General features: G+C 33.7%; 24 protein-coding genes and 1 other RNA gene. 8 read left to right on the top strand and 17 right to left on the bottom strand.

Features of this window, described 5'->3' with window-relative positions:
* The coding region (locus ACYSNW_RS17270) for a transposase (RefSeq protein WP_461746632.1) at positions 1-192 on the top strand (192 nt) is incomplete at its 5' end.
* A 372-nt stretch (positions 193-564) separates the two neighbouring features.
* On the opposite strand, the gene ACYSNW_RS17275 is transcribed toward ACYSNW_RS17270, so the two are convergent.
* The 7 genes from ACYSNW_RS17275 to ulaG are packed head-to-tail and all read right to left on the bottom strand — an operon-like array spanning position 565 to position 6,182.
* Positions 565-1,269, bottom strand: a complete 705-nt coding sequence (locus ACYSNW_RS17275; RefSeq protein ID WP_461746634.1) for an L-ribulose-5-phosphate 4-epimerase — start codon at positions 1,267-1,269, stop codon at positions 565-567.
* Positions 1,259-2,122 carry an L-ribulose-5-phosphate 3-epimerase gene (locus tag ACYSNW_RS17280; protein WP_461746636.1) on the bottom strand — a complete coding sequence of 288 codons (864 nt, stop codon included), beginning with the start codon at positions 2,120-2,122 and terminating at the stop codon, positions 1,259-1,261. Before ACYSNW_RS17280 ends, ACYSNW_RS17275 begins: the two co-directional genes overlap by 11 nt.
* A 3-nt stretch (positions 2,123-2,125) precedes the next feature.
* The gene (locus ACYSNW_RS17285; protein ID WP_461746638.1) at positions 2,126-2,767 is read right to left on the bottom strand and encodes a 3-keto-L-gulonate-6-phosphate decarboxylase UlaD; all 642 of its coding nucleotides are present in this window, start codon (positions 2,765-2,767) and stop codon (positions 2,126-2,128) included.
* A 21-nt stretch (positions 2,768-2,788) separates the two neighbouring features.
* Positions 2,789-3,091 (bottom strand): PTS sugar transporter subunit IIB, encoded by a 303-nt coding sequence (locus ACYSNW_RS17290; RefSeq protein ID WP_461746640.1) that lies wholly within the window; start codon positions 3,089-3,091, stop codon positions 2,789-2,791.
* Positions 3,092-3,128: 37 nt separating this feature from the next.
* Positions 3,129-4,628 carry a PTS ascorbate transporter subunit IIC gene (locus ACYSNW_RS17295; RefSeq protein WP_461746642.1) on the bottom strand — a complete coding sequence of 500 codons (1,500 nt, stop codon included), beginning with the start codon at positions 4,626-4,628 and terminating at the stop codon, positions 3,129-3,131.
* 15 nt (positions 4,629-4,643) lie between these two features.
* Positions 4,644-5,102, bottom strand: a complete 459-nt coding sequence (locus ACYSNW_RS17300) for a PTS sugar transporter subunit IIA (protein ID WP_461746644.1) — start codon at positions 5,100-5,102, stop codon at positions 4,644-4,646.
* A gap of 15 nt (positions 5,103-5,117) precedes the next feature.
* Positions 5,118-6,182: an L-ascorbate 6-phosphate lactonase gene (ulaG, locus tag ACYSNW_RS17305; RefSeq protein WP_461746646.1), complete on the bottom strand. Its 1,065-nt coding sequence runs from the start codon at positions 6,180-6,182 to the stop codon at positions 5,118-5,120.
* Positions 6,183-6,556: 374 nt separating this feature from the next.
* Here ulaG and ACYSNW_RS17310 point away from each other — a divergent pair, with 374 nt between their 5' ends.
* Complete coding sequence (locus ACYSNW_RS17310) at positions 6,557-7,324, top strand: DeoR/GlpR family DNA-binding transcription regulator (protein WP_461746648.1); 768 nt, start codon at positions 6,557-6,559, stop codon at positions 7,322-7,324.
* A 193-nt stretch (positions 7,325-7,517) separates the two neighbouring features.
* Positions 7,518-8,450 carry a LysR family transcriptional regulator gene (locus ACYSNW_RS17315; protein WP_461746650.1) on the top strand — a complete coding sequence of 311 codons (933 nt, stop codon included), beginning with the start codon at positions 7,518-7,520 and terminating at the stop codon, positions 8,448-8,450.
* Between the two features lie 401 nt (positions 8,451-8,851).
* Here the strand turns inward: ACYSNW_RS17315 and ACYSNW_RS17320 are convergent, their stop codons facing one another.
* Positions 8,852-10,624, bottom strand: a complete 1,773-nt coding sequence (locus ACYSNW_RS17320; protein WP_461746652.1) for an oleate hydratase — start codon at positions 10,622-10,624, stop codon at positions 8,852-8,854.
* A gap of 335 nt (positions 10,625-10,959) precedes the next feature.
* Here ACYSNW_RS17320 and ACYSNW_RS17325 point away from each other — a divergent pair, with 335 nt between their 5' ends.
* Positions 10,960-11,787: an LPXTG cell wall anchor domain-containing protein gene (locus ACYSNW_RS17325; RefSeq protein ID WP_461746654.1), complete on the top strand. Its 828-nt coding sequence runs from the start codon at positions 10,960-10,962 to the stop codon at positions 11,785-11,787.
* Positions 11,788-12,032: 245 nt separating this feature from the next.
* Here ACYSNW_RS17325 and ffs read toward each other — a convergent pair.
* Together ffs and tadA are read right to left on the bottom strand one after the other, a co-directional pair.
* An RNA gene (gene ffs / locus ACYSNW_RS17330) (signal recognition particle sRNA small type) lies at positions 12,033-12,117 on the bottom strand.
* 40 nt (positions 12,118-12,157) lie between these two features.
* Entirely contained in the window at positions 12,158-12,670 is a 513-nt protein-coding gene (gene tadA, locus ACYSNW_RS17335) for a tRNA adenosine(34) deaminase TadA (RefSeq protein ID WP_461746656.1), read from the bottom strand.
* 80 nt (positions 12,671-12,750) lie between these two features.
* On the opposite strand from tadA, the gene ACYSNW_RS17340 reads away from it, so the two are divergent.
* A complete protein-coding gene (locus ACYSNW_RS17340) occupies positions 12,751-13,602 on the top strand; it encodes a helix-turn-helix domain-containing protein (protein ID WP_461746658.1) in 852 nt (283 codons plus the stop codon).
* A 330-nt stretch (positions 13,603-13,932) separates the two neighbouring features.
* On the opposite strand, the gene ACYSNW_RS17345 is transcribed toward ACYSNW_RS17340, so the two are convergent.
* Both ACYSNW_RS17345 and ACYSNW_RS17350 read right to left on the bottom strand, forming a co-directional pair.
* Positions 13,933-14,268 (bottom strand): hypothetical protein, encoded by a 336-nt coding sequence (locus tag ACYSNW_RS17345; RefSeq protein ID WP_461746704.1) that lies wholly within the window; start codon positions 14,266-14,268, stop codon positions 13,933-13,935.
* A gap of 91 nt (positions 14,269-14,359) precedes the next feature.
* Entirely contained in the window at positions 14,360-15,061 is a 702-nt protein-coding gene (locus tag ACYSNW_RS17350) for a zinc metallopeptidase (RefSeq protein ID WP_461746660.1), read from the bottom strand.
* A gap of 267 nt (positions 15,062-15,328) precedes the next feature.
* Here ACYSNW_RS17350 and ACYSNW_RS17355 point away from each other — a divergent pair, with 267 nt between their 5' ends.
* Positions 15,329-15,688: a YxeA family protein gene (locus tag ACYSNW_RS17355; protein ID WP_461746662.1), complete on the top strand. Its 360-nt coding sequence runs from the start codon at positions 15,329-15,331 to the stop codon at positions 15,686-15,688.
* A gap of 116 nt (positions 15,689-15,804) precedes the next feature.
* Here ACYSNW_RS17355 and ACYSNW_RS17360 read toward each other — a convergent pair whose 3' ends face one another.
* From ACYSNW_RS17360 to ACYSNW_RS17370, 3 genes are all read right to left on the bottom strand, one after another.
* On the bottom strand, positions 15,805-16,809 hold the full coding sequence (locus ACYSNW_RS17360) for a nucleoid-associated protein (RefSeq protein WP_461746664.1): 1,005 nt from the start codon (positions 16,807-16,809) through the stop codon (positions 15,805-15,807).
* A gap of 145 nt (positions 16,810-16,954) precedes the next feature.
* Positions 16,955-19,594, bottom strand: coding sequence for an alanine--tRNA ligase (gene alaS / locus ACYSNW_RS17365; RefSeq protein ID WP_461746666.1), 2,640 nt, complete (start codon positions 19,592-19,594; stop codon positions 16,955-16,957).
* Between the two features lie 387 nt (positions 19,595-19,981).
* Complete coding sequence (locus ACYSNW_RS17370) at positions 19,982-21,076, bottom strand: DUF7278 family profilin-like fold-containing protein (RefSeq protein WP_461746668.1); 1,095 nt, start codon at positions 21,074-21,076, stop codon at positions 19,982-19,984.
* Between the two features lie 77 nt (positions 21,077-21,153).
* On the opposite strand from ACYSNW_RS17370, the gene ACYSNW_RS17375 reads away from it, so the two are divergent.
* Complete coding sequence (locus tag ACYSNW_RS17375; RefSeq protein ID WP_461746670.1) at positions 21,154-21,603, top strand: GNAT family N-acetyltransferase; 450 nt, start codon at positions 21,154-21,156, stop codon at positions 21,601-21,603.
* A gap of 62 nt (positions 21,604-21,665) precedes the next feature.
* Here ACYSNW_RS17375 and ACYSNW_RS17380 read toward each other — a convergent pair whose 3' ends face one another.
* Positions 21,666-23,015 carry a DEAD/DEAH box helicase gene (locus ACYSNW_RS17380; protein ID WP_461746672.1) on the bottom strand — a complete coding sequence of 450 codons (1,350 nt, stop codon included), beginning with the start codon at positions 23,013-23,015 and terminating at the stop codon, positions 21,666-21,668.
* Positions 23,016-23,094: 79 nt separating this feature from the next.
* On the bottom strand, positions 23,095-24,258 hold the full coding sequence (locus ACYSNW_RS17385; protein WP_461746674.1) for a VanZ family protein: 1,164 nt from the start codon (positions 24,256-24,258) through the stop codon (positions 23,095-23,097).
* A gap of 153 nt (positions 24,259-24,411) precedes the next feature.
* On the opposite strand from ACYSNW_RS17385, the gene ACYSNW_RS17390 reads away from it, so the two are divergent.
* Complete coding sequence (locus ACYSNW_RS17390; RefSeq protein WP_461746676.1) at positions 24,412-24,744, top strand: hypothetical protein; 333 nt, start codon at positions 24,412-24,414, stop codon at positions 24,742-24,744.
* Positions 24,745-24,976: the final 232 nt, after the last annotated feature.

Below are 24,976 nucleotides of genomic sequence, written 5' to 3' on the forward strand. Positions count from 1 at the left end.
AAACTCACCTTCTTTAAGAAACACAAACAAGGAATCACAAATGCGTTCTGTCATCCTTTTTCAAATGGCATTACAGAAGGACTAAACAACAAAATCAAGGGAATTAAAAGAGTGGCTTATGGGTATCTTAACTTCTATCATTTTCGTTCACGTATTTACATTATTCAAGGTCTTATTTTTTCACAAGAGTAAAGGAGGATATAGCCAACATCTTCGCAGCTACAAAGGCAAATCGGGAATTAGCAGCTGTTTTATAGGGTTAAGTACAGCTGGTTTGACTCGATTTAGGAATGGAATTGGCGCGGGTTTCGCCAAGTCGCTTCCGGCCAGCTGCTCTGATAATTGGCGAAATCTTCATATACTACTACAAAAGCTCAGAACAAAACCAGAAGGTCTCTGATTTTTATTCCAAGCTTTACGATTTTATTCAGTTGTTTATATCACCAACACAATTTGACATAGAACCAAAAGAATTCAGCACATAAAATAAATTTAGTGTGAATTCTTTTAAGGTTCAAAACTAGCATCTGACTGAGTTTGTACAACAATTATAACTCAACAATTTTATTGCCCGTAATATGCATTTGCACCATGTTTTCTAAAATAATGCTTGTCTAATAAATATTGAGGAATTGGTTGGATTGTTTGATTAATATTTTCTGTTATAAATGCCATTTCGGCAATTTCATCTAAAACAATACTGTTTTCAACCGCTTTTTTCGGTGTTTCTCCCCATGTAAAGGGCCCGTGTCCATAAACTAAAACACCAGGAACCGCTAATGGATCGATCGCTTGTTCCATAAAAGTTTCTACAATCACTTTTCCTGTCTCTAATTCATACGCTCGTTGAATCTCTTCATCCGTCAACTGACGTGTACATGGCACTGGTCCATAAAATGCATCTGCATGAGTGGTTCCATAAGAAGGGATTTCGCGCCCTGCTTGTGCCCACATTACAGCATTTTTAGAGTGCGTGTGTACTACTGAATTGATTTTAGGAAATTGTTTATAAAGCTCCACATGTGTTGCTAAATCTGAAGAAGGTTTTAAGCCAACTTCAATCAAATTACCATCTAAATCAGTAACAACCATATCTTCTGGTTTCATCGTTTGATAGTCAACGCCGCTTGGCTTAATCACGATAATCCCTAAATCACGATTGATTTCACTTACATTTCCCCATGTTAATTTAACTAAACCTGCTTTTGGTAAAGCCAAATTTGCATCAAAAACACGTTGTTTCATTTCTTGTAAAATCTCATTGTTCATTTAGATAACCAGCCTCCTTTAGATAGGGCAAGAGAAATTCTTTTGCCGCTTGGATTTCTTTTTCTGGTTCTGTACTAGTTTCGCTCCACATTTCGATTAAAAATGGACCATTATAGGCTAAGCGTTTTAGTGTTTTTAAACAGCCAAGAAAATCAACACAACCTGTCCCAAAAGGAACTTCTTTAAATTTCCCTGCAAAGTCATCTGTTACAGCTAACGTATCTTTTAAATGAATCGCAGAAATCTGATCAATTCCTTGTTCTAACTCAAAAACAACATCATTTTCAGGCCATGCTGACAAGTTTCCTAAATCAGGATATACTTGCAAATATGGTGAAGGGATTTGTTGTTTAATCTTTAAAAATTTACTAATGGAATTGATAAACGGATCATCCATGATTTCAATTGATAAAACCACTTCTTTTTCTGCTGCCATTGCTACAGCTTCTTGCAAGTTTTCAATAAATAATTCTCTTGATAGTACCGTTTTCTCTTCATAATAAACATCGTAACCAGCAAGCTGGATTGTTCGTACACCTAAATCTGAAGCTAAATCAATCGCTTGTCGCATAATTAACAAGGCTTTTTCTCTCTTTTCAGGATCCTTTGAGCCAAAAGGAAAACGGCGGTGACCACTTAAACAAATTGAATAAATTTTGACACCTGTTTCATAAATCGCTGCAGTAATTTCTTCTCTCTGATTTTGAGTCCATTTTAAACGAGCTAATCTTTCATCTGTTTCATCAATAGACATTTCAACAAAATCAAAACCTAATTTCTTGGCTAACATTAACCGCTCTTGCCAACTGATATTTTTGGGTAATGCTTTTTCGTAAATTCCTAAAGTAGCCACTATTTACTGCCCCCAAATACGAATGATTTCAGCTTGAAAATCTTTTGCTGCTTGCTTCGGATCTTTAGCTGCAGTAATGCCACGTCCTGTAATAAATGTATAGACTTCTACTCCTTCAAATAATTTAAGAGTATCAACATCTAAACCGCCAGTAACAGAAACTCTGAATCCCATCTCGATTAATTTTTTCACACGATTTAAGTCTTTTTCACCCCAAGTTTCTCCTGCAAGAAGTGCATCGCGACTTTGATGATAAATGGCTTGAGAAATGCCCGCATCTAACCATTGTTGTGCTTGTTCATATGTCCAATCACCATAAAGCTCAACCTGTAATTCTTTCACTTCTTGAGCCGCTGCTTTCATTGTTGGGATTGTTGCGCAACAAATGACTGTCATCCAATCTGCTCCAGCATCCGTTACATTTTTAGCAACAGTTCCACCTGCATCCGCACATTTTGTATCAGCTACAACTCGTTTATCTGGAAACATACTGCGAATACAACGAATCGCTTTTTGACCTTCTTGTAAACACAAGATGGTTCCTACTTCTAAAATATCAACGATATCACCAACATTCATGACATCTGCTAACGCACTTTCTAAATCATTGTGATCTAACGCAATTTGTAAATTAGGTTTTGCCATTTTTAACACTCCGTCATTCTTTTATTTTTTTTGTGATTTATATAATTCTGATTCAGCAAATTTTTCGCCAATTTCTTTGGCTGACATAACATTTTTAATTCCGATAACCGTCACGCCTTTTTTCTCTGCCTGTTCAAACATATTTAAGAAATTTACTGGTGTAAAAACAACATCATATTGTCCAGCAGAACTTTTCCCTTCAGAAATCGCACAGTGATGAATTTTGGTGATTGGTACACTTAATTCCTTCATTGCTTTTTCCACGCTTCTCATCATCATTAAGCTTGTTCCAGATCCATTCGCGCAAGATACTAAAATTCTCATTTACATTTCCTCCTAAATAATTTTATATTTTTGTTTTTTACTCTGCTTCAGCTTTCATTTCTTGGTATTTTTCATAATCTTCAACAATCATGAAGTAACCTTCTTTATTACTACGGTATTGTAGTTGTGGAATCAATAATAGTAAGATCACAACAACCGCAATTCCGACATAACCTAACACTTTCATAATAACTCCGAATACTGGCCAAACGGTTGCCCAATCAAACATTCCAATGTAACCGCCATATTTTGCTAAACCAATCCATGAAGCAAATAATGCTGACCCTCCGACTTGAATAATTCCTGATAAGAATGGGAACAAGCAAGCAGCTTTAAAGCCACCACGGTTATTTGCGTATACCGCAATAACTGCATTATCAAAGAATAGTGGAATAAATCCAGCAATGACAATAGTTGGTGAACGGAAAATAATCAATAATGCAATCATTAAGAATTGACCCAATGCTCCAAATAAGAAGCCAAAAGTTACTGCGTTTGGTGAACCAAAACCAAATGTAGCTGCCACATCAATCCCTGGTACAGCTCCTGGTAAAATCGTGTTTGAAATTCCTTGGAATGATTGTGTCAACTCATCAACGAACGTACGAACACCTAATTGCAAAATAGCTAAGTATACCGCAAAGTTTAAAGAAGTAGTCATAATATAGAATAAGAAACTCTGACCTGGTTTCATAAACTCAGCTTGAACTAAATAATCTTGTCCTAAAACTAATAAAATAATACCGAAAAAGAATAACATTAATAATGAAGTCGCTACCATATTTTCATTAAACATAGATAGAAATCCTGGCAATTCGATATCTTCTAATTTTCGATCTGCTTTTCCAGATTTAGATTTTCTTTGATCACGTTTTTTCATCCATTCAGCTAATTTAGCAAAAATGAATACACCAAACATTTGTTGATGGGCAATCGCAAAACCAGCTCCCTCAGTTAAGTCTTGAGTAATATCAACCGTCAAGTTAGAAGAAACAGCCCAGTAGCAACCTAAAATTAGACCCATACATACTAATACTTGTATTCTACCTAAATCAGGGAAACAAAATAGTAAAATCCAAAAGGCCGTTGCAGCTTGTTGTACTTGAACATTCCCTGTTGTAAATACGGCACGTAACTTGGTATATTTTTGAAAACGAACTAATAAAATATTTAGTACAAAAGCAATCAACAAAAGAATCATGACGTCTCCAAATGTTTTACCAAAAGTTTCCATTAAGCCTGCATCCACTGCATTTTGCCCAAAATAAGGATCGGTAACCATCGCATCTAAGTTAAAACGTTCTTTTAATCCAACTAAGATTGGTCTGAAGTTATTGACCAATCCGCCAGAACCAACACTCAAGATAAAATACCCAACAGTCGCTTTCAAAAAGCCTGCGATACACTCATGAACAGGCCTTTTTAATAAAATGTACCCTAACAATACAATAAATCCGATTAAATAAGCTGGTTGTGTTAAGATATTCGTCGCGAAGTATTCCCATGCGCTAACTAGAAAATCTAAAATCGTTGACATTCTCTCCCCTTCTTTCTATAAATCAAATTCCGCCATTACTTTTTCATAGTCTGTTTGATTTTCAACTTCATTTAAGGCTTCGATTAAACCATCTGTCATTAACATTTCAGATAATTTAGCGATATTTTCCATATGCTCTTCACTATTCTTAGCTGCTAGAGTGAAAAATAGACGAGCATTTTTTTCAGGATTGCCTTCTTCAAAAACAACATCTTCTTTCATTTTAGTAAAAGAAATCGCCGTTCCTAAAACGCCTTGACTATCTTCTGAAGAATGCGGCATTGCAACTCCTGGAACAATTACAATGTAAGCCCCATGTTTTTTCACACAAGCAATGATTTCATCAACATATTCTTGCGTGATATATTCTTTTTCTAGTAATGTTTGGCAACTCAATTGAATTGCCTCCTCCCAATTACTAGGGGTTTCATCGCAAAAACGAACCAATTCATTTTCATGGAAATACTTTAACATGTTAAAACTCCTTTCTTATAAGAACGATGGGAACGGGGTATCATTGTCTCTTGTAAAGACATCATCAAAACCACGGTAGAAATTAAATTCTAATTTATCTTTATCATTTGGATAAGTGAATTTTCCGCCGACTTGCCAAATAAATGGTTTGAATCGATAATCTAAACGATCTTTTTTAAATTTCCAAATTTCAGTGATTTCTTTTGGATCCGCCATAAAGTTAGCCCAAATATCATAATGAACTGGAATTACAACTTTAGCATTTAATGATTCAGCCATCCTCAACATATCAACCGATGTCACTTTATCTGTAATTCCTCTTGGGTTTTCGCCGTAAGCACCTAGACAAACATCGATTTTATATTCATTTCCGTGTTTTGCAAACATATTAGAGTAATGAGAATCCCCTGCATGATAAATATTTCCACCACTTGTTTCGAATAAATAGTTCACTGCGATTTCATCCATATCTTGTGGCATGCTTCCTTTTAAAATGACTGAAGGATCTTCACAAGTAACTAACGCTGTACGGTCGAAAGCTTCTAAAGCAACGATTTCTACATCATTTACTTTTACACGATCACCAGGTCTTACAATTGTTGTTTTTTCTTCTGGAATACCCCAGCCTAACCAAGTATTTACCACTTCTTTTGGTCCAATGAAACGAGCTTTCGGACAATTTTGGTGAACGGCTGCTGCTGTGTTGATATCTAAATGATCCGAATGAATATGCGTTACAACTAATGCATCAACATCTTTTACTGCAAACGGATCAATCACAAATGGTTGCGTTCTCAAGTTAGGTTGCATATTTTCACAACCACTCATACGCATCATTTGATGACCTTCTTTCATTTTGCCATTGCCATGTGAACGTTTACCAGTTCCACACCATAAATCACATAATATATTTGTATTTTCGTGAGATTTAAGCCAAATACCTGTACAACCTAACCACCACATAGATACCGTGCCTGCTTGTACCTCAGTTTGTTCGATTTCTTCGTTTAAATAAGTGCCCCATTCTGGAAATGTGCTTAAAATCCAACTTTCTTTTGTTACGTCATTAATACTTGCCATTGATAAATCCCTCCGTTTTGGTAATCTTTTTTACACTTTTAATTCTACCCCTTTTTAAACCGTTTTCAATCATATTTTAAGATCGTTTATGAACTTTTAAGAACGTTTATTTTTTTTTATACGATTATATATCGTTAAAAAATTTTTTTATGTTCATAAAACACTTTTTATGATATAGTTTTCATAAATGGTATACAACACTGTTGGCTTTTTCAGTAATAAATATTTTTAATATTTTGTCAATTATGATAGTATCTACAAAAAACAGAGCCTTTTTTCTATTGAAAAGCTATCTCTTCTCATTATTCGATAAACAAAGAATGTTATTATGGTTAATCAATTATTTTCATGCAAAATTATATAGGGGTGATTTTATGAAAAGTTCTGATAAAACAATCAAAGAGCGACGAGCCAAATTAATTGACCTGTTAAAAAAAGAAAATACTTTGCTCGTAAAGGAAATAAGTGAGCTTCTAATGGTATCTGAGATTACTATCCGAAGAGATTTGATCGCTTTAGAAAAAATGGGACAGGTTCGAAGACTTCACGGAAAAGCTCAGCTAGTAAAAGAAACAGGTACAGAGGATTTAAACGAAGAGCTAGAACTTTTAAAAGCGGCTCTTTCTAAAAAGGCGGCTGAATTCGTAAAAGAGGGAAATACATTATTTATCAACACCAGTTCTACTGCACTCTCTTCTCTAAAAAATTTAGAAGATAAGCGATTAACAATCGTGACTAACAATGTAAAAGTCGCTAATTTAGATCACAATCCAAATTCAACCGTCATTTTATCTGGCGGAGAAATTCGTTTTCCTAAAGAAGCACTTGTTGGTGATATTGCTATCGATTCTTTTTCAAAAATGTCTTCTGATATTTCGATTATTGGCTGTTCAGGCTTAAGCGTTGAAAACGGTATCACAACCTCTGTGCTCCATGAATCAAAAATCAATTCATTGATTATCGAACGAACAAATGGTTTGGTAATTGTTGTAGCTGATTATCGTAAAATCGGTTTTTCGTCAAATTTTACTAGTGGTGGAATTAAAACGATTAATTATTTGATTACTGATAGCTTTGCACCTTTAGAGGTCATTAGAGAAATTGAAAAACAAGGAGTTCAAGTCATTCAGGTTGAAATATAGAAAATGCTTTATCAAAATATTTTAATAATTTAAAAATTATTTTTCTCTGTTTTCAATAAAAACAATTGTAACGACGAATTTCGCGTTTTTACAATTGTTTTTTATTTATTTATCATAGTTATTCGGATTAAGCTTTATGCTATAATCAATTCAATTGAACTTGTTTGAAATTCAGACATAGGAGGAGGACACGATGAGAATCAAACAGCTAGATTATGTTGTTAAAATTGCTGAGCTAGGTTCGGTCAATGAAGCTGCGAAACATCTTTTTATCACTCAGCCTAGTTTGTCTAATGCCGTAAAGGAATTAGAACAAGAAATGGGTATTCAAATTTTCCAACGCACGCAAAAAGGAATGATTTTGACTTCAGATGGTGTTGCTTTTTTGGCCTATGCACGTCAAATTCTGGAACAAGTAGAGTTGATGCAAGAGAAATATAAAGGAACTCGTACAAGACGCCGTTTATTTTCAGTTTCTGCTCAACATTATGCCTTTGCCGTTCATGCTTTTGTTCAACTGATTAAAACTTATGGAAAAAATGAATATGAATTCACTTTTCGTGAAACTCAAACAAATAATATTATTGAAGATGTTAGTAGTCTGCAAAGTGAATTAGGTATCCTTTACTTAAATAATTTCAATGAACAAGTAATTCGCAAATTGCTGAAAGAAAAGCAACTAACTTTTTATCCTTTATTTATGGCTTATCCCCATGTTTTTGTTAGTAAAAGAAATCCGCTTGTCGGGAAAAAAACAGTTACTTTAAAAGATTTAGAAGATTTCCCTTATCTCTCTTTTGAGCAAGGACAATCTAATTCTTTTTACTTTTCGGAAGAAATTTTAAGTACTCGTTATCATAAAAAAAGTATTCGTGTAAGTGATCGAGCAACTCTTTTCAACTTTTTAATTGGTGTAAATGGCTATACAATCAGTTCAGGAGTTTTGAGTCGGGAATTGAATGATGAAAATATTGTAGCATTGCCTTTAGAGGTAGATGAATCGATGACGATTGGCTGGATTTGTCCGAATAATAGTTCCTTATCTTCGATGGCAAAACAATATTTAGAGTACTTAAAAGAACATATTATTGACTATGGTTTTCAAATTTTTGAAGACAAAGAATAAATTTGAAATGAGGTTGGGACAAAAGCGGTTAGCTCCGAGAAACAAGAAGAAATTTCCGAAAATGACAAGAAACACGAAAGGTTCCCTTTCGATGTTGAATGATTCCTACTTGGTGCTCTTCAAATTTTTGGTAAATTTCGGCTTGTTTCCGAAGGAGCTGCTTTTACAGCACCGTTTGTTCGGTTTTAAAAGATAAAACAAAAGTATTTTTTACTTTTGTCTCATCCATAATAAATACAGAACGAAATCTAAAAAAATAAGTTACACCTTACAAAAAGTTTAGAAACGCTAATTAGAAATTATTCAACATTGAATTTTTTCTTTAGATATTTCTTACTCTTATAGTGAGGTGTAGCTTATTTTAACTTTTAGCCTGTAACACTTAGGACAAATTTTTTATTTTAGAGTAATTTTGCATCCTGCAATAATTCTTCAATAAATGTATTTTTAATTTTCTTCAACTCATGTTTTTCAACCATTCCTGCAACTAATGGAACTTTTATTTCTGGTAATGTTTTTTGATCGTTTAAATAGTAGAATGCTTTTAGTAAAACTCGAACATCATAAGAAGAAGCAAAGACTTCTGGTACGCCACGATCAATTTCTAGAAGTGTATAAACAGCTTCCATCGCAGTTCTAACAGAGTATTCTGTTGTAAAAACAGTATCTCTTTCTGTTTCTGCAAAGTTACCAATAAAGGCAAGGTTTTTTGAGCCTTCAGGAATAACTAATGGACGATCACCAATTGCTCTAGGCATAAAATAAGAAGTAATGTAAGGCATATAGCATGGAACCGTGTTACAAGAGTTTGTTGCCAAATCTTCAATCTCATTTAATGGAACGCCCATATGATATAACCATTCTTGTGCGATTTCAATCCCAGTACATTCAGTGATTGGTTTTTTGATATAATTTCCTTCTTTATCTGATAAAAGAGCGTAAAACCAAACGACTAACTCATCTTTTGGTTGTTTCTTAAAATGCGGTTGTCTATTTAGCGTATAGCTCAATTTCCAATTTGAGTCTTCTGCATGGACAATTCCGCCAGTAACTACTTTACCAGCATAAGGATTTCTTTTACTGATTGCTTCAATGTAAGGAGCAATTTTTTCATCTAATGTTGTAATTGTTGCAGAAACAAACCAACTTTCAGCTGGTAGGTTTTCACAGAATTTTTCAGGATGACCAAAAGCTGAGTCTTGAGCAGCTAATTTCTTCCATAAATTCCAACTACCACCCAATTCATGACTAACAGGAGCTGGAGTATGATTATTTCCATAAGTTGAACTTTCTGTAATAGAACCATTTGTTACAAAAATCAAATCATTTTCTGAAACTTCAACCACTTTTTCTTCTCCGCTGACAGTTAAAATCAAGCGCTCTACAAGTTTTTCATTATCTTTGGTTGTGATCATAATATTTTCAACTTTTGTATCATATTGGAAATCGACACCTTGATTTTTCAAATAAGTTAACAACGGTAGAACAAGTGATTCATATTGGTTATATTTAGTAAATTTTAATGATGAAAAATCAGCTAAAGCATCAATATGATGTATAAAACGCATTAAGTAACGGCGCATTTCCATTGCTGAATGCCATGTTTCAAAGGCAAACATAGTACACCAATAGGTCCAAAAATTTGATTTAAAAAATTCATCAGTAAATACATCAGTAATTTTTTTATCTTGTAATTGATCCTCTTTCATTAAACATAAATCTAAAATTTCTTTGATTGCTTTTTCGCTTAATGTTAATTTTCCATCTGTTGGTAATTGTTTGCCTTGATTATGGATAATTCTACAGTGAGATGAGTTAGGATCTTCTTTATTCAACCAATAAAACTCATCTAATACTGAAGCATCTTCTACTTCTAAAGATGGAATCGAACGGAATAAATCCCAAAGACATTCAAAATGACTTTCCATTTCACGTCCACCACGGATTACAAATCCGTATTCTTGTTTATAAATTCCATCTAATGAACCACCTGCGATTGGTAATTCTTCAAGAATATGAATTTTTTTGCCGTCTACTCGTCCATCTCTAATCATAAAAGCTGCTGCTGCCAGTGATGCTAACCCTGATCCGACTAAATAGGCTGATACGTCATCTGATTTTGCTGGTTTCTTTGCTTTTGCAAATGCTTCATAGTTTCCATTACTTCTATACATGTTGTCTCCTCCTCTGGTTTACTCTTTTAGTTTAGTCCTTTATATAAAAAAAAACACATAAAAACTGTCGGATAAAACGACAATTTATGTGATTTGTCAAAAAAGTTCAATTTTATTATTTATCTGAGATTAATCTTATCACATTGAAGATTGAAGTTTATATTTCAAAATAGAACACTAAAATTACATATAAATATATAAAATAGTTCTCATATTGATAGTCAATAAATAGCAATTAAAAATAAATACAACTCATTCTTAAGTTATTCTTAAAGAATTTAATGTTACGAAAATATTTCTTTTGTGTTACAATTTCATTGAAAGGAATGATTATTATGAAAAAAATAGTGTTTGGGTTATCTTGCGGTATATTTATTATGTTACTGAGTTGCCCTATAGCTTCAGCAGAAGAGGCTGTTATCAAAAATACGTCTGAAAGTACTATAGAATCTTCTGATAATGATTCATCGACCAAATCTGAAAATAATAATGAGGCAATAACTGAAACAATTGATAGTTCTGCTGAAGATGATACGATAAAAACTATCAGACAATCTCTATTAGAATGTGTACCTGATTATGGTTTAACAAAAGAGTTGCTTGATAGTCTCTCAGATGAACAATTAGAAAATGCGAAAAACGTTTCATTAAATTTTGGAAGCCAACATATTTCAGGTACCGCAAAGTTTATCTTAAAAATATACGGATCCTCACCCATTCCAAAAGAATCTTATTCTTTAAACTACAGAGAGCTTACGGTTGAAGAAATGAAGCAGTACATCCCTCAAATAAGACTATCACTTATTTACGGATTTGATTTAGATGAAAATTTAGTAAATAGTATTACTAATCAACAATTTTTTAATATGATTAATGACTTTTCTAAAAGTAAACCTGAGTTTTGGGCTGATAATGGTATGTTTGTACTACTTTTCTTAAATCAGAATATAACTGAAGGTACTTACTATAATGATACTTCTGAAAGTTCTACAGAAAATGTTTCTGTATCAGCATCAACTGATTCAGAAAAAAAGGCTGAGAAAAAAGGTATTTTTCCTAATACTGGTGAACAGAGAAATAAACTATTAACAACAATAGGTATTAGTATAATTGCTCTTTTAATAGGAATCGTAGTCATTAAAAATAGAAAAAAGCACTCTTAATGGTTTATTCCTTCGAAAACTAAGTTTAAAACTTTTTACTACCTAAAATTAAATTGCAATAAATTTAATTTAATTTATAGAAAAATAAATAATCACGTACAAAATTTAGAAAATACAATTTTTGTACGTGATTATTTTTAATATGGGTACTTAAACACTATTTTTTTTATTTATATAGATGAATATCTGTCAGAAAATATTATCAAGACAAAATAAAAAAGACTTCACAGTCTTTTAATAATCAATTTTATTCAGACACATGGCGGCACCTGCTTAGTGCTGCTTCCTTCCAGATCTGACACAATTCACAAGCCCACCATTGTCCTAGCCTTTCGGCAAGATTTAGTATACCGCATTTTTATTCTCTTGGCTAGTCTTTATTTACATTTTTTTGCTTTTTCTTTTCGGTTCGTAATTTCCTAAAAAAATTAGTTAGCAATTCCCCACATTCTTGCTCTAAAATTCCAGCTTCAACATAAGCAATATGGTTGAACCGTTGATCGGTCAATAAATTCATTAAAGTCCCAGCCGTTCCACCTTTTGGGTCACTTGCTCCATAATAAACTTCTTCAACACGAGATAATAACATAGCTCCACTGCACATCGGACAAGGCTCCAGTGTAACGAAAAGTTGGGCTTGCTCTAAACGCCAATTTTTGATTCCTTGGCATGCTTCTCTGATTGCAATCATCTCAGCATGAGCCGTTGCATCTTGCGTTTTTTCTCTTAAATTATGTCCTTTTCCAATGATTTTCCCATCAAGTACAACTACTGCACCGATTGGTACTTCTAGTAACTCTTCAGCTTTTTTTGCTTCTTGTATAGCCACTTTCATAAATTGCTCTTTTTCTGCCTGTGTTAAGGAAGAATTTTTTTCATTCATCGTGCTTACACCTTCTATCTTAAATGTTCCCATAACTATTTTATCTTTTTCATGTTACAATAGTTTGGTGAGGTGTGTCTATGAAAATCGAGGAACTAATTCAACTTTATCCAACTGGTAGTATTTCAACAACTGCTTCAAAAGAGAAACTTTCTTTATTTATCGATGAAAAATACTATCTGATTGATGAAGAAATACTTTCGGAATCTGAAAGCAAATTACTAAAACACTTATTTCCTCTTAAGGAATTTGCAGTAAATCCAGATCAACACCCTTGGTATCTTTATCTTTTTAGCAACCAAACAGTAGACTACCAGGGTACTTTTCGTATTTTTCACTTCCATATTCAAAAACCAAAAGACTTTCTACAAAGTGAATGGCAACATAGTCTTAAAGAAATTTTTCAAAACCAACTTGACTTCTTCTTTTTTAGCGAAAATGATGGTGTGTTAATTGAAGAATATAATAAAAATCATTTTTCACTAGAAGAACTACAAAGTATTTTCTTAACTTTAGATGCCGATTTTGATTCATCTACAGCAGTATTTATCGGCAATTTCTTTGCTTTCGATCATTTTTCTACCGAAATTTTTTATGAAGAACAAATGATTTTTAAGAACGAAAGAAAATATCAAAAGCAACAAACAACTTTTTCACTTTCAGATGTAGCCTTACATTATTTTACTAAAGAAGCGGTCTCGAAAAGTTTAATCATGCAACATTGGAAGCAAAATGATGTAATTGACCAAGATATGCAAAATATTATTGTCTCACTCTGGAAAAACCAAGGGAATATTAGCTCTGCTGCAAAAGATTTATTTATGCATAGAAACACGCTTCATTACCGACTAGATAAATTTGGAGAACAAACTGGTCTCTCTTTAAAAAAAATGGACGATTTATTATTTTGTTACTTATTACTTTCAACCTAACAGTTTTAATTATAAAAAAAGTTTGTTTAATCTGTGAAAACTGAAGAGGTTGGGACAAAAGTGGGTAGCTTTGAGAAATAAGAAGGAATTTCCGAAAATTGTTCTTCAAATTTCTGGTAAATTTCGGCTTATTTCCGAAGAAGCTGCTTTTGCACCACCGTTTGTTCGGTTTTAAAGGATAAAACAAAAGTGATTTTACTTTTGTCTCACCCACTTCGGTAATAGTACCTTTAAAAATCGACAACAAATTAAAAGCTCAAAACATCGCTGCAACAGCTTTGTTCTGAGCTTTTAATTTGTTCGTACAGGACATTTAGTAGTCTATTGCGTTTAGATTAATTCTTCAATAAATGTCATAAAACGATTTTTCACATTTTCCGCACTATCTTTAACTGATTCACCATAATCGGCAATTTTTTCACGACTATCTTTAACTTTTGCTAGTACATTTAAAATAGAATCTAATTCATCATCGGATAAATCGTCTACGATACTTAATAGCTTTTCATTGCCATTAAATTTATCATTGACCAATTTTTTTGCTTTGCAACGATTTGACACATGATAAATTTTCTTAGCAATTTTTTCTGAAGCTAGCACAGCAACTGATACACTTGCGATTGCTGCAATTCCTAAACCAATACTAATTTTCTTTGTTGTTTCCATCATTATCAGCTCCCTAATCCATGTTTATTCTATCATAACACACTCTCTATTATTGAGGTAATAATATAACTTTCACTTAGAAAAAGACGGTTTATTTACGACGATCGTTCCCACCGAATAAAATAATTAAACGTAATAACTGTAAAAACGTCGATAGTGCTGCTGCCACATACGTAAGTGCGGCGGCAATTAAAACTTTTCTTGCCATCGGAACTTCTTCTGCCGTTAGCAAATTACCATCCGATAAAATTTTTAATGCGCGTCTTGAAGCATTGAATTCGACTGGTAAAGTTACTAGTTGAAAAATCAACGCTAATGAAAAAGCAAAAATTCCGACATTAATTAAGGTTTGATTCCAACTTAAGATAACACCTAAAATAATAATTGGAAAAGACATTGAAGAACCAATACTTGCAACTGGCGCAATCGCTGAACGAATTTTTAATGGGCTATAACCGGTGTGATCCTGTACCGCGTGCCCACACTCATGTGCAGCTACACCAATAGCAGCAACTGACGTAGATTGAGCCGTCGCTTGAGATAAACTTAACATTTTATTTCCAGAATTGTAATTATCTGTTAGGTTTCCTGCAATTTGTTGCACACCAACATCGGTAATATGTTCGGATTGCAAAATATACTGGGCAGCCGAGGTACCTGTCACATTATTTTTACTTCTAACTTTGTCATATTTTCTAAATGTACTATTCACGTAGGCTGATGCAGCCATTGAAATAACTAAGCCTAAAATAACTAGTAAATAGCTTGGATGTAAAACACCATATAAAGGCATTTGATAAACTCCCCCTTACTTTTCTTAGCTTTATTGTACCATGCTTAATAAAAAAAAGTGTTTATAGGATTTGAAAATTCCATGAATTCTTTATTTAAAGCTTGTTGAAATTTTTACATAGTATTCTTTATCAAGAAAAACGTTCAACTAATTGTGAGGATGTGCTTTTGTTGAAATTTTCTTCCTTATTTTATTCTTAAACAAATTAAGCACTTCAATAGCCAAATGAATCAAAAATTGGCATACTAGTATTCAGAGGTGAGACATATGAAAAAAATTCTAAAAATCGTTATTCCATTAATACTTCTTTTGGCTATCGCATGGTTTGGCTATAATTATTATTTTGGCGGTAAAGCATACTATACAAAAATCGAAACTGTTGGCGAAGAAAGCACTGACATTGCGGATAATGGCGAACAACATAAACAATTTACTTATTCGCAAATAGCTTTTGATGCAGATGGAAATAAAACCGAACAAAAACTGTATGAATATAGAGACAGTCCTTTGCGAATGAATGCTTATTTAAAACTAAAAGTAAATGCAAGAAAAGGCGTTTTAAGTTGGGAAGAAGTTGCTGAAAAAGAAGTACCTGAAAAAGCTCTTGACAAAATAAATCAAGAATAACAAAAAAAATGATCTATGACTGATTTAATTAAAAATTCAGTTCATGAATCATCTTTTTTTGTAAAACTATTTAATAGCTTGAATACCTGCTTATTAATAAATTATCTAGCTACTAGTTACAATTGATTACTAATTTTTTCGATATTTTTTAAGACGATTGAAACTGTTCCATCTGGATTATTCACAAATTCAATCAAATCACCATTTCGATAAACCTCAATTGGGACAATCAGTTCAATGCCATTACTCATTTTTAATTTTTGTTTGCCGAATTTTTTTTCTGAAATTTCTCTGGCTTCTCTAACTGGTGGAGTTTTATCGACAAACTTTGATTCATTGACTTCTTCTTGATAAGCCATTCTTGCTGAAATATTTTCTTTGAAAACTTGTTCAGCTATTTGTTCATTGTCAATGGTTCCAGTTTCCTCAATACTTTCGTACACCGCTTCCTTGACTGAAGCAATCAATTCAAACTCATCTTCATTAAACTTTTTGCCGATTCGTTTGACTGCTTTTTTGATCTCTTTCATATTTTCTTCAATGGATGGCGCAGGTTGAGATTCAATCACTTTATCCGAAAAATACCAAATTTTTTCGCCAGAAAATTCATAGCGTTTTTCCAATAATTCATAAGCTAATGAATCCAAATCTACAGTGATTCCTTCATCAGGTTTTTGTGATTTTGATGGTAAAATTGCACGATTGATAATCAATTTGTTATAAACTGCTTCATCTTCATAATCAACATAATGTGTATAGCTTTCTTTATAGTTCAATTTAATCATCGCTAAATGCATCACCGTATCTAATTCATAGAGAATGAATAAGACATCAGCGCTAGGTGCGTCTTCACTTCCAGAATAAACATCATACCAGTGTTGCGCCAAATCTTGACTTTTCTTTACAAAATCATTGGGAATTCCTCTTAATTTTTCAACAAACGAACTTTCTTGGGCTAAAATTCCCGTTTTTGTCTGTGCTGTTGAAAGTTTTGTTATTTTACTTGATAAATAGGTGCGAATAAATTCGGTAGTTAAATCCAATTCTTTTTCAGAGAATACCGGTGTTCCAGTTTCTCGATCGATAATATGCAAAATTGCTTTTTTTAAATAAATATCCATTTTACTAGGTTCCTCTTTTCTGGTTTCTTACTTTCACACCTATGTTTCAATTAGCAAAAAGAGAGCAATCGAAACTACTTATTAGTTAAGTATTGCTCTCTTAGAAATTAGGTTTCGTAAAATAAGAACTACTTATGAAAATTGATTATTTAGTTAACCAATTTCCAACTTCATTCAATGCTTCTGGAATTCCAGCAGGATTTTTCCCACCAGCTTGAGCCATGTCAGGACGACCGCCACCGCCACCGCCAACTAATGGTGCAATTGTTTTGATTAAATCGCCTGCTTTAAGTCCTTTTTCATTGGCTGTTTTAGTCATAGCAGCTAATAAATTAACTTTTCCATCTTGGGTTGTTGCTAAAACGAGTACATCTGAAAGTTCTTTTTGTTTCCATTGATCCGCCAATTGTCTTAATTGATTCATATCTTTTACATTCACTTGTGCAGCAATATAGGTAGAACCATTCGCTTCTTTAACCTCTTTAAAGATATCACCTGCTTGTTGGTTCGCTAATTTCCCTGCAAGTTGTTCATTTTCTTTTTGTAAATCACGCAATTGTTGTTGTAATTGTTCTGTTTTAGAAACAACTTCTTTAATTTGTGGTGATTTTACGATTGAAGCAATTGCTTTTAATTGTTTTTCTTCCTCGTTCATCAATTCATATGCTTCTTTACTTGTTACGGCTTCAATCCGACGAACACCAGCGCCAATTCCTGATTCAGATACAATTTTGAAAATACCAATATCTTCTGTATTGCTTACATGCGTTCCGCCACATAGCTCGATTGAATACTCACCAATATTGACAACACGAACTTCTTTACCGTATTTTTCACCGAAAAGAGCCATCGCGCCCATATTTTTAGCTGTATCAATATCCGTTTCCAAAGTAATAACTGGAATAGCTTCCCAAATTTTTTCATTGACGATTGCTTCCATTTGGACTAATTCTTCCGCTGTTACTTGACCAAAATGAGTAAAATCAAAACGTAAATGTCCTGGTGCCACTAATGAACCTGCTTGGTTCGCATGATCTCCTAGAATATCTTTTAATGCGCGATGCAATAAGTGAGTCGCTGTATGATTTTTCAAAATGCGATTACGCATTTTTTCATCTACTTGAAGATGATACTCCGTTCCTTCTTCAAGTTTCCCTAAAATTTCAACAGTATGCAAGAATTGACCATTTGGGGCCTTTTGAACCGCAGTCACTTGAGCTACCGTATTTCCTGTTAAATCTTTAATCACTCCATGGTCAGCCACTTGTCCACCCATTTCAGCATAAAAAGGCGTTTCAGCAAAAATCACTTGTGCTTGTCCATCAGATAATTCATTCACCAATGCTTCATCTTGTAAAATAACAAGGAGTTTACTTGTTGTTTCAAGAGTAGAGTAGCCAACAAAACGACTTTCAACTTTAAGATCAGTCAGAACGGCTGATTGAATTCCCATTGATGCTTCCTTACTACGTGCAGAACGTGCACGTTCTCGTTGAGCATCCATTTCTTTTTCGAATCCTGCATGGTCAACTTTCAAACCAGCATCTTCCGCTACTTCTTCCGTTAGTTCAACAGGAAATCCGTACGTATCGTAAAGTTTAAAAATATCTTTTCCATTTAAGGTATCTTCATTTGCTGCTTTTACTTTAGTAATTTGCTGATTTAAAATATCTAAGCCTTCATTGATTGTTTCGTGGAAACGTTCTTCTTCTGTCCGAACTACTTTTTCAATAAAGTCTTTTTGCTGTAACACTTCTGGATAATAACTAACCATGATTTCGCCCACTACAGGAACTAATTTATATAAAAAGGCTTCATTGATTCCTAGTTTTTTTCCATGCATCACTGCACGACGTAATAAACGTCTTAAAACATAGCCGCGACCTTCATTCGAAGGTAACGCACCGTCACCGATCGCAAACGATAATGCGCGAATATGATCGGCAATCACTTTAAATGAAATATCTGTTTCAGGATTTTCACCATATTTTTTATGATCACTCAATTTTTCAACTTCATGTATGATCGGCATAAATAAATCTGTTTCAAAGTTTGTTGGTGCGTCTTGAACGATGGAAACCATACGTTCAAGTCCCATTCCTGTATCAATATTTTTATGTGGAAGTGGTTCATAAGAGCCATCTGATTGATGATTAAATTCTGAGAAAACTAAGTTCCAGATTTCAAGATAGCGTTCATTTTCTCCTCCTGGATAATTTTCAGGATCGTCTTCAGCGACATCATTGAATGATTCGCCACGATCATAAAAAATTTCAGAATCCGGTCCACAAGGCCCAGCACCGATATCCCAAAAGTTATCTTCAATTTCAATAATATGGTCATTAGATAAACCTACTTCTTCATGCCAAATTCGTTTTGCTTCTGTATCTTTTGGATAAACGGTCACATATAACTTTTCTGGATCAAAAGCCATCCATTCAGGTGAAGTTAAGAATTCCCACGCCCAATGAATCGCATCTTCTTTAAAATAATCACCAATTGAAAAGTTTCCTAACATTTCAAACATTGTATGGTGACGAGCTGTTTTCCCTACATTTTCAATATCATTCGTACGAATTGACTTTTGAGCATTCGTGATTCTTGGATTTTCAGGTACGACAGAACCATCAAAATATTTTTTCAAGGTCGCAACACCAGAATTGATCCATAATAAGGTTGGGTCATTAACTGGTACTAATGAAGCACTCGGCTCGATTGTATGTCCTTTTGATTTAAAAAAGTCTAAATACATTTGACGTACTTGACTACTGGTTAATTTTTTCATCACTGATTCCTTCTTTCTTTACAAGTTAACTCATTTACACAATAAAAAAAGCGCCATCTATTGCAATACAAGAACGAAAATTCGCGGTACCATCTTGTTTGCAATGACGTCGCCAGTCATTACCTCTTTATTACCTGATAACGCTAGGCAACGGTGATATTTCTATCACTTCTTTCAGAAAGAGAGCATATTTCCTTACGAGTCATTTCTTTTCAGCCAAGAGAAATGTTTCTTTGAACTCACATCTTGAGGTCATATATTCTTTCAGACATTTTGAATTATAAGCATTTTTTCTTTGTTTGTCAATGATAGCTTCTCTATCTTTTATAAAATGCAGCCTATCCCTGTACAAGCAATGGCTACTTTTTAAGCTATTAATTGATCTGATTACTCGATAATGATTCCTTTTCGGTAAAGGTACTGATCTGGGTTTAAGATTGCCGTATCAGAAATTCTATGATCTGAACAATAGTACGTCGATAATGGCAACATATTTTCAATTAACTGTTCTGAACGATTTTCTTGCGGTCCTAGTTTAAAAGCGGAAGGATCCTTGGTCAATTCAAATCTTTTTTGTGTACTATCGATCACCAAGCCAAACATATTTGCTCCAGCTATTTTCCATTGTATTTTTTTGCCTAAAGTATTTTCAGGGATCAATAATTCATTCCCCCAACGAAAAAGTCTACGTGTTCCAGCGCCAACAGCAAACTCCCATTGATCTACGGTAAGTAGGTCAAAACCAGTATTTTTTACCGCTTGACTCAATTCACGATACGAACAAGTTCGTTGACTATAAACCAGATAATGATTTGACTCAGGTAATCCTTCTAAATAAAAATTGTTCGGTTCCAAAATCGTTTCTGGAAATGACCAATGTAAACTCTCGTCTAATGATAGTTTAGGAAACAGTAACTGATGAAGCCTTTCTTTGTGAATGTCAAAAAAGACTTCCGTTCCTTCAAAACTACCTGTAATTGTATCAAAAATCCCCATGAATTCTGTTCCTACTGGAAGTGCATATTTCTGTACAATCATCGGCGGAATAGGCGTTTTCCTTAACTCAGTAGTATGTTGATTAATATAATTAGAAATACCAGCAAGCGTCGTCAAATCAGTCGCGTCATTGATTGGTTGATCTTCACAATCATTAAACGTTTCTGAATTGACTATCTTTTCGTCACAATCATCGTTTTCAGAACAACAATTAATCAATTCGTGTCGTCTAAGACCTTCTACTCCTAAATCCCAGCCTAAAATCGCTTCTTGATTTCCAGGAATAAATAGATATAATTCATCATTTAATTCTAATTCAAACGTCCGACATTTAATTCCATAAAGTTCAAAATCTGCCAATATACAACTAGTTAGCTTCAGCTGGTTAGGCAAATACTGCTCTAAAACATTGGTTATGATTTTTTCTTTTTCACTATCTGAGCTATTTTTCCAATTCGTCCACTCTAGTTCCTCAAAAAATTTCAAAAAGCTTTCACCTCTCGTATCCTTTAATGAAATCTGTTACTATTATACCATTGATACCTCAAATAGGAGAAGATTATATGTATATTCATTTTGGAAACGAGCGCTGGAATCAGGCAGCCGCTTTTGCATTACGCTATGACGTTTTTGTTTTGGAACAAGGTATTTCTTTAGAGGATGAATTTGATTCCATTGATGCTTCTGAGAAAAAATATTATGTTGTTTATGAAAAATCAACGGTTTTAGCAACTGCCCGCTTTCAAATTATCGATGAACAAACCATTCAACCTGATCGTTTATGCGTCAAAAAAGAGTACCGAGGAACCGGAATAGGAACAAAATTATTACTCGAAATAGAACGTTGTGCCTCACAAGATGGATTTTCAAACGCAGTTCTTTCCGCTGAAAAGACTGCGGTAAACTTTTATCAAAAATTAGGTTATAAGATCAATTCTAAAGAATATTACGAAGATGGTATCCCATGCGTTCAAATGAAAAAAGACTTTGATACTGAACTGCTCACCTTTTGATAAAAAAATTAAGACCTTAGAAAAATACATACAATTTTTCTAAGGTCTTTTTTAGTTAAAGGCTATTTATAGCTATTTTTCTTCGCTTTTCTAGCGGTTCTTGTTTGTTGACGTTGTTCGATTTTTCTTTTTTGTTTATTACTAGCAGAAATCGCACGGTCAATTTTTTTCTTATAGCCAGGTTTAATATTTTTCTTTTTCTTCTTCACTAAACCAATCAAGGTTGGATCTAAAACATCTTTTGATTTTTCTCGTTTTTTCCGACGGTTACGATCGTAGGTATCCACAATCTCATCGCCTTTGATTTCTTTTGGTTGGAAATGAATACCCAAATTTTCCACCTCTGAAATAGCAGCTTCGTCCGCTGGTGAATACAATGTAATTGCAATTCCATCAAGTCCATTCCGACCCGTCCGACCCACACGATGAATGAAAAAGTCTAAATCAGAAGGAACTTCAGCATTAATCACATGAGAAACTCCTTCAATATCAATCCCTCGAGCAGCTAAATCAGTTGCAACTACATATTGAAATTCAAGATTTTGGACCTGTTTCATGACGCGTTTACGTTCTCTTGGTGTGATATCTCCATGAATTTTCGCAACTTTTAGTCCTTGATCTTTTAAATAATTAGTAATCTCATCTACCCGTTGTTTCGTATTGGCAAATACAATTGCCATATAAGGGTGCCCAATTGTCAACAACTGATAAATCAGTTTGTTTTTATCCTTCCCTTTAGTAGAAATCAGCCAGTTATCAATTGTTTCAGAAATAATATTTTTAGGCTTAATATGTTCAATAACAGGATTTTCCATATATTTCTTTAAAAACGGACGTAATTTCTCAGGAATAGTTGCCGAAAAGACTAACATTTGTAAACGCTCAGGCAAGCGAGCAGCAATTTGATCGACTTCTTCTAAAAAGCCCATATCTAAGGTCATGTCTGCTTCATCTACAACAAAAGCGAAAGCGGTATGAACTTTCAATGCTTGCTCATTCATCATGTCTAAAATTCTTCCTGGTGTCCCAATTACGACATGTGGTTGTTGATTTTTCAGTTTACTAAGTTGACGTTTTTTATCCGTTCCACCTACAAAATTTGTCACTCTAATTTCTGGCTGACTAAATTTTGCTAACTGAACTGCTTCTTGATAAATTTGATTAGCTAGTTCACGACTAGGCGCTGTCACCACGATTTGAACCTCATCAATCTGAGGATTCACTTTATTCATTAGTGGTAATAAGAACGTATGGGTTTTCCCACTCCCTGTCTGTGATTGCCCAACCACGCTTTTTCCTTTTTTAATCACAGGAATTAGTTTTTCTTGTACTTCAGTTGGTTGCTCAAATCCTTTATCTTTTAATGCTTCCATAATAAACTCGTTAAATTGAAATTGTTTAAATGAACTCATTTTCCTCACCTCTTTCAGTGTTCTTGTTCAAGTCCTTTTGCATTATAACATAGAATCAGGGATTGCTTCGTTGCTTTTGTCAATTTTTCTCTCTTTTTAATGTACTAATCGTATAAGTGTGGCTAGCATTCTCATAGAAAAGACGTTTTTTTCTGCGAATCAATACATAACAGATATTAAAGGCAAACAAGAATAGTAAAAATAAACAGAATAGAAACAGCATCAAACTAACTAATTGTAGTTGACGATTGGACGAATTAAGCAATCCGGCCGAATCACTAAGGTACAGACTAATCAAACCATACCCAATATATAGCCAGCCATATCGAACGAGTAGCGCTTTAAACCGGATTTTTTCATGTCCTTCTTCCACAACTTTAATCCGAACCACTTTTTTACCGATTGTTTCCCCGTTTGTCAAAGTAGGTAAAATCATAAATACAAGGATCACCATGATAAAAAACCAAGCTCTATCAGAAAGTTCTGGATAGCTCTTTGACCAGTTTTTATAAAATGGAAGGAAATTCGAACAGAAAATGGCAAATGATTGAACAATGGAAATCAAAAACCAGTCGATTGCAAACGCCACAAAGCGACGAATCAAGCTAACACTCTGCCCTTTTTCATAAGCAACTTCATCTATTTTATCCCTTGATGGTAGGAAGAATGTCAACATCGGCGCAATCCAATAACCAACCATCCCACCAAACGTATTGGTGATCAAATCATTGACATCTGCCAAACGATACGGCCTAGGATAAATGAAATAAAGACTACTCAATTGTGTCAATTCAAAAAAAAGCGATAATAAGAAACTAAATAGCACCGTTTTTTTAAATGAACATTTAAAATAATATCTTAGATAAATACCAAATGGTAAAAGCATCAAAACATTAAAAATAGGTTCTAAAACAACGCCTTGTTTCAGCGCTGGTAAATACGTATGAGGATTTCGTATATTTAAGACCGTATCATTCAAAAAACGAACCACAAAATAAAACGGTCGTAACTCTAAATATTGACTTGTATATTGAGCGACTTCCGCTCTTGGAGGTAGTGGTAAAATAACCAAGAAGTAGGCACATAATAAATAAAAAATAAATGAATAAATGATGATGGCTCTGCGAAATAAAAACGTTCCATACTTTCGGTACTCGTATACAAAAAAAATAAATGATAGTAAAAAAGCTACTATCGGAAAAATACTCAAAGCAATCTTGATTGGTTCTGCATAAGCTGACATTAAATTCCCTCCTTCACTAATTTAGTTTAGTTGAAAAACAAGCCTTTGTCATTTAAAAGCTCTGGTTACTCAACTTAATTTTGCAAAAAAACCAAAATAAAGTATGATTAGTATTAGAAATAAATGAATGAACTATTATTAAGGAGTGGTTTGATGCTTAATCCCTATTTTGCTTTTGGAGTACCACTTTTTTTATTGCTACTCTATGTTGTTTTTGCCTTTATCAGAAAAAAAACAAGTATTCATTATCTTGGCTTCGTCCTATTACTAATTGCAACCTTTATGATGAGTTTTAGTTTTCAAGTCTTACAAGAGTTTTGGACATTAGAAGAAAGCTCTTCAGTCAAACAATTAGACCAACTAAACTATGTGCCTCAGTTATTATGGTTGCCACTTATTTTAGGTAGTATTTTAGCAATAGTAAATTCTTATCGTGGCATTAAGAGAGTACAATCATTTAAGGAAGAAACTCCAAATAAAAACTGATGAATTAGCTTCCTAAATCGTTAAGGAGAAATAACATGGATATAATGATACTCAGATTATGGTCGACTATCAAACAAAGGAAATAGTCACATTAGATGAACTCGTTCCAAATTGGTGGGGTTGAACAAGATATGAACAATTGTAATTTTTATGTGAGTGATGTTTAAAAATACTAAAGATAGAATTCTTGCTTACTATTTTTATTTGTTACGCATTATTTGCGTTTTTCCAC

This window comes from Enterococcus sp. LJL99 (assembly GCF_054871725.1).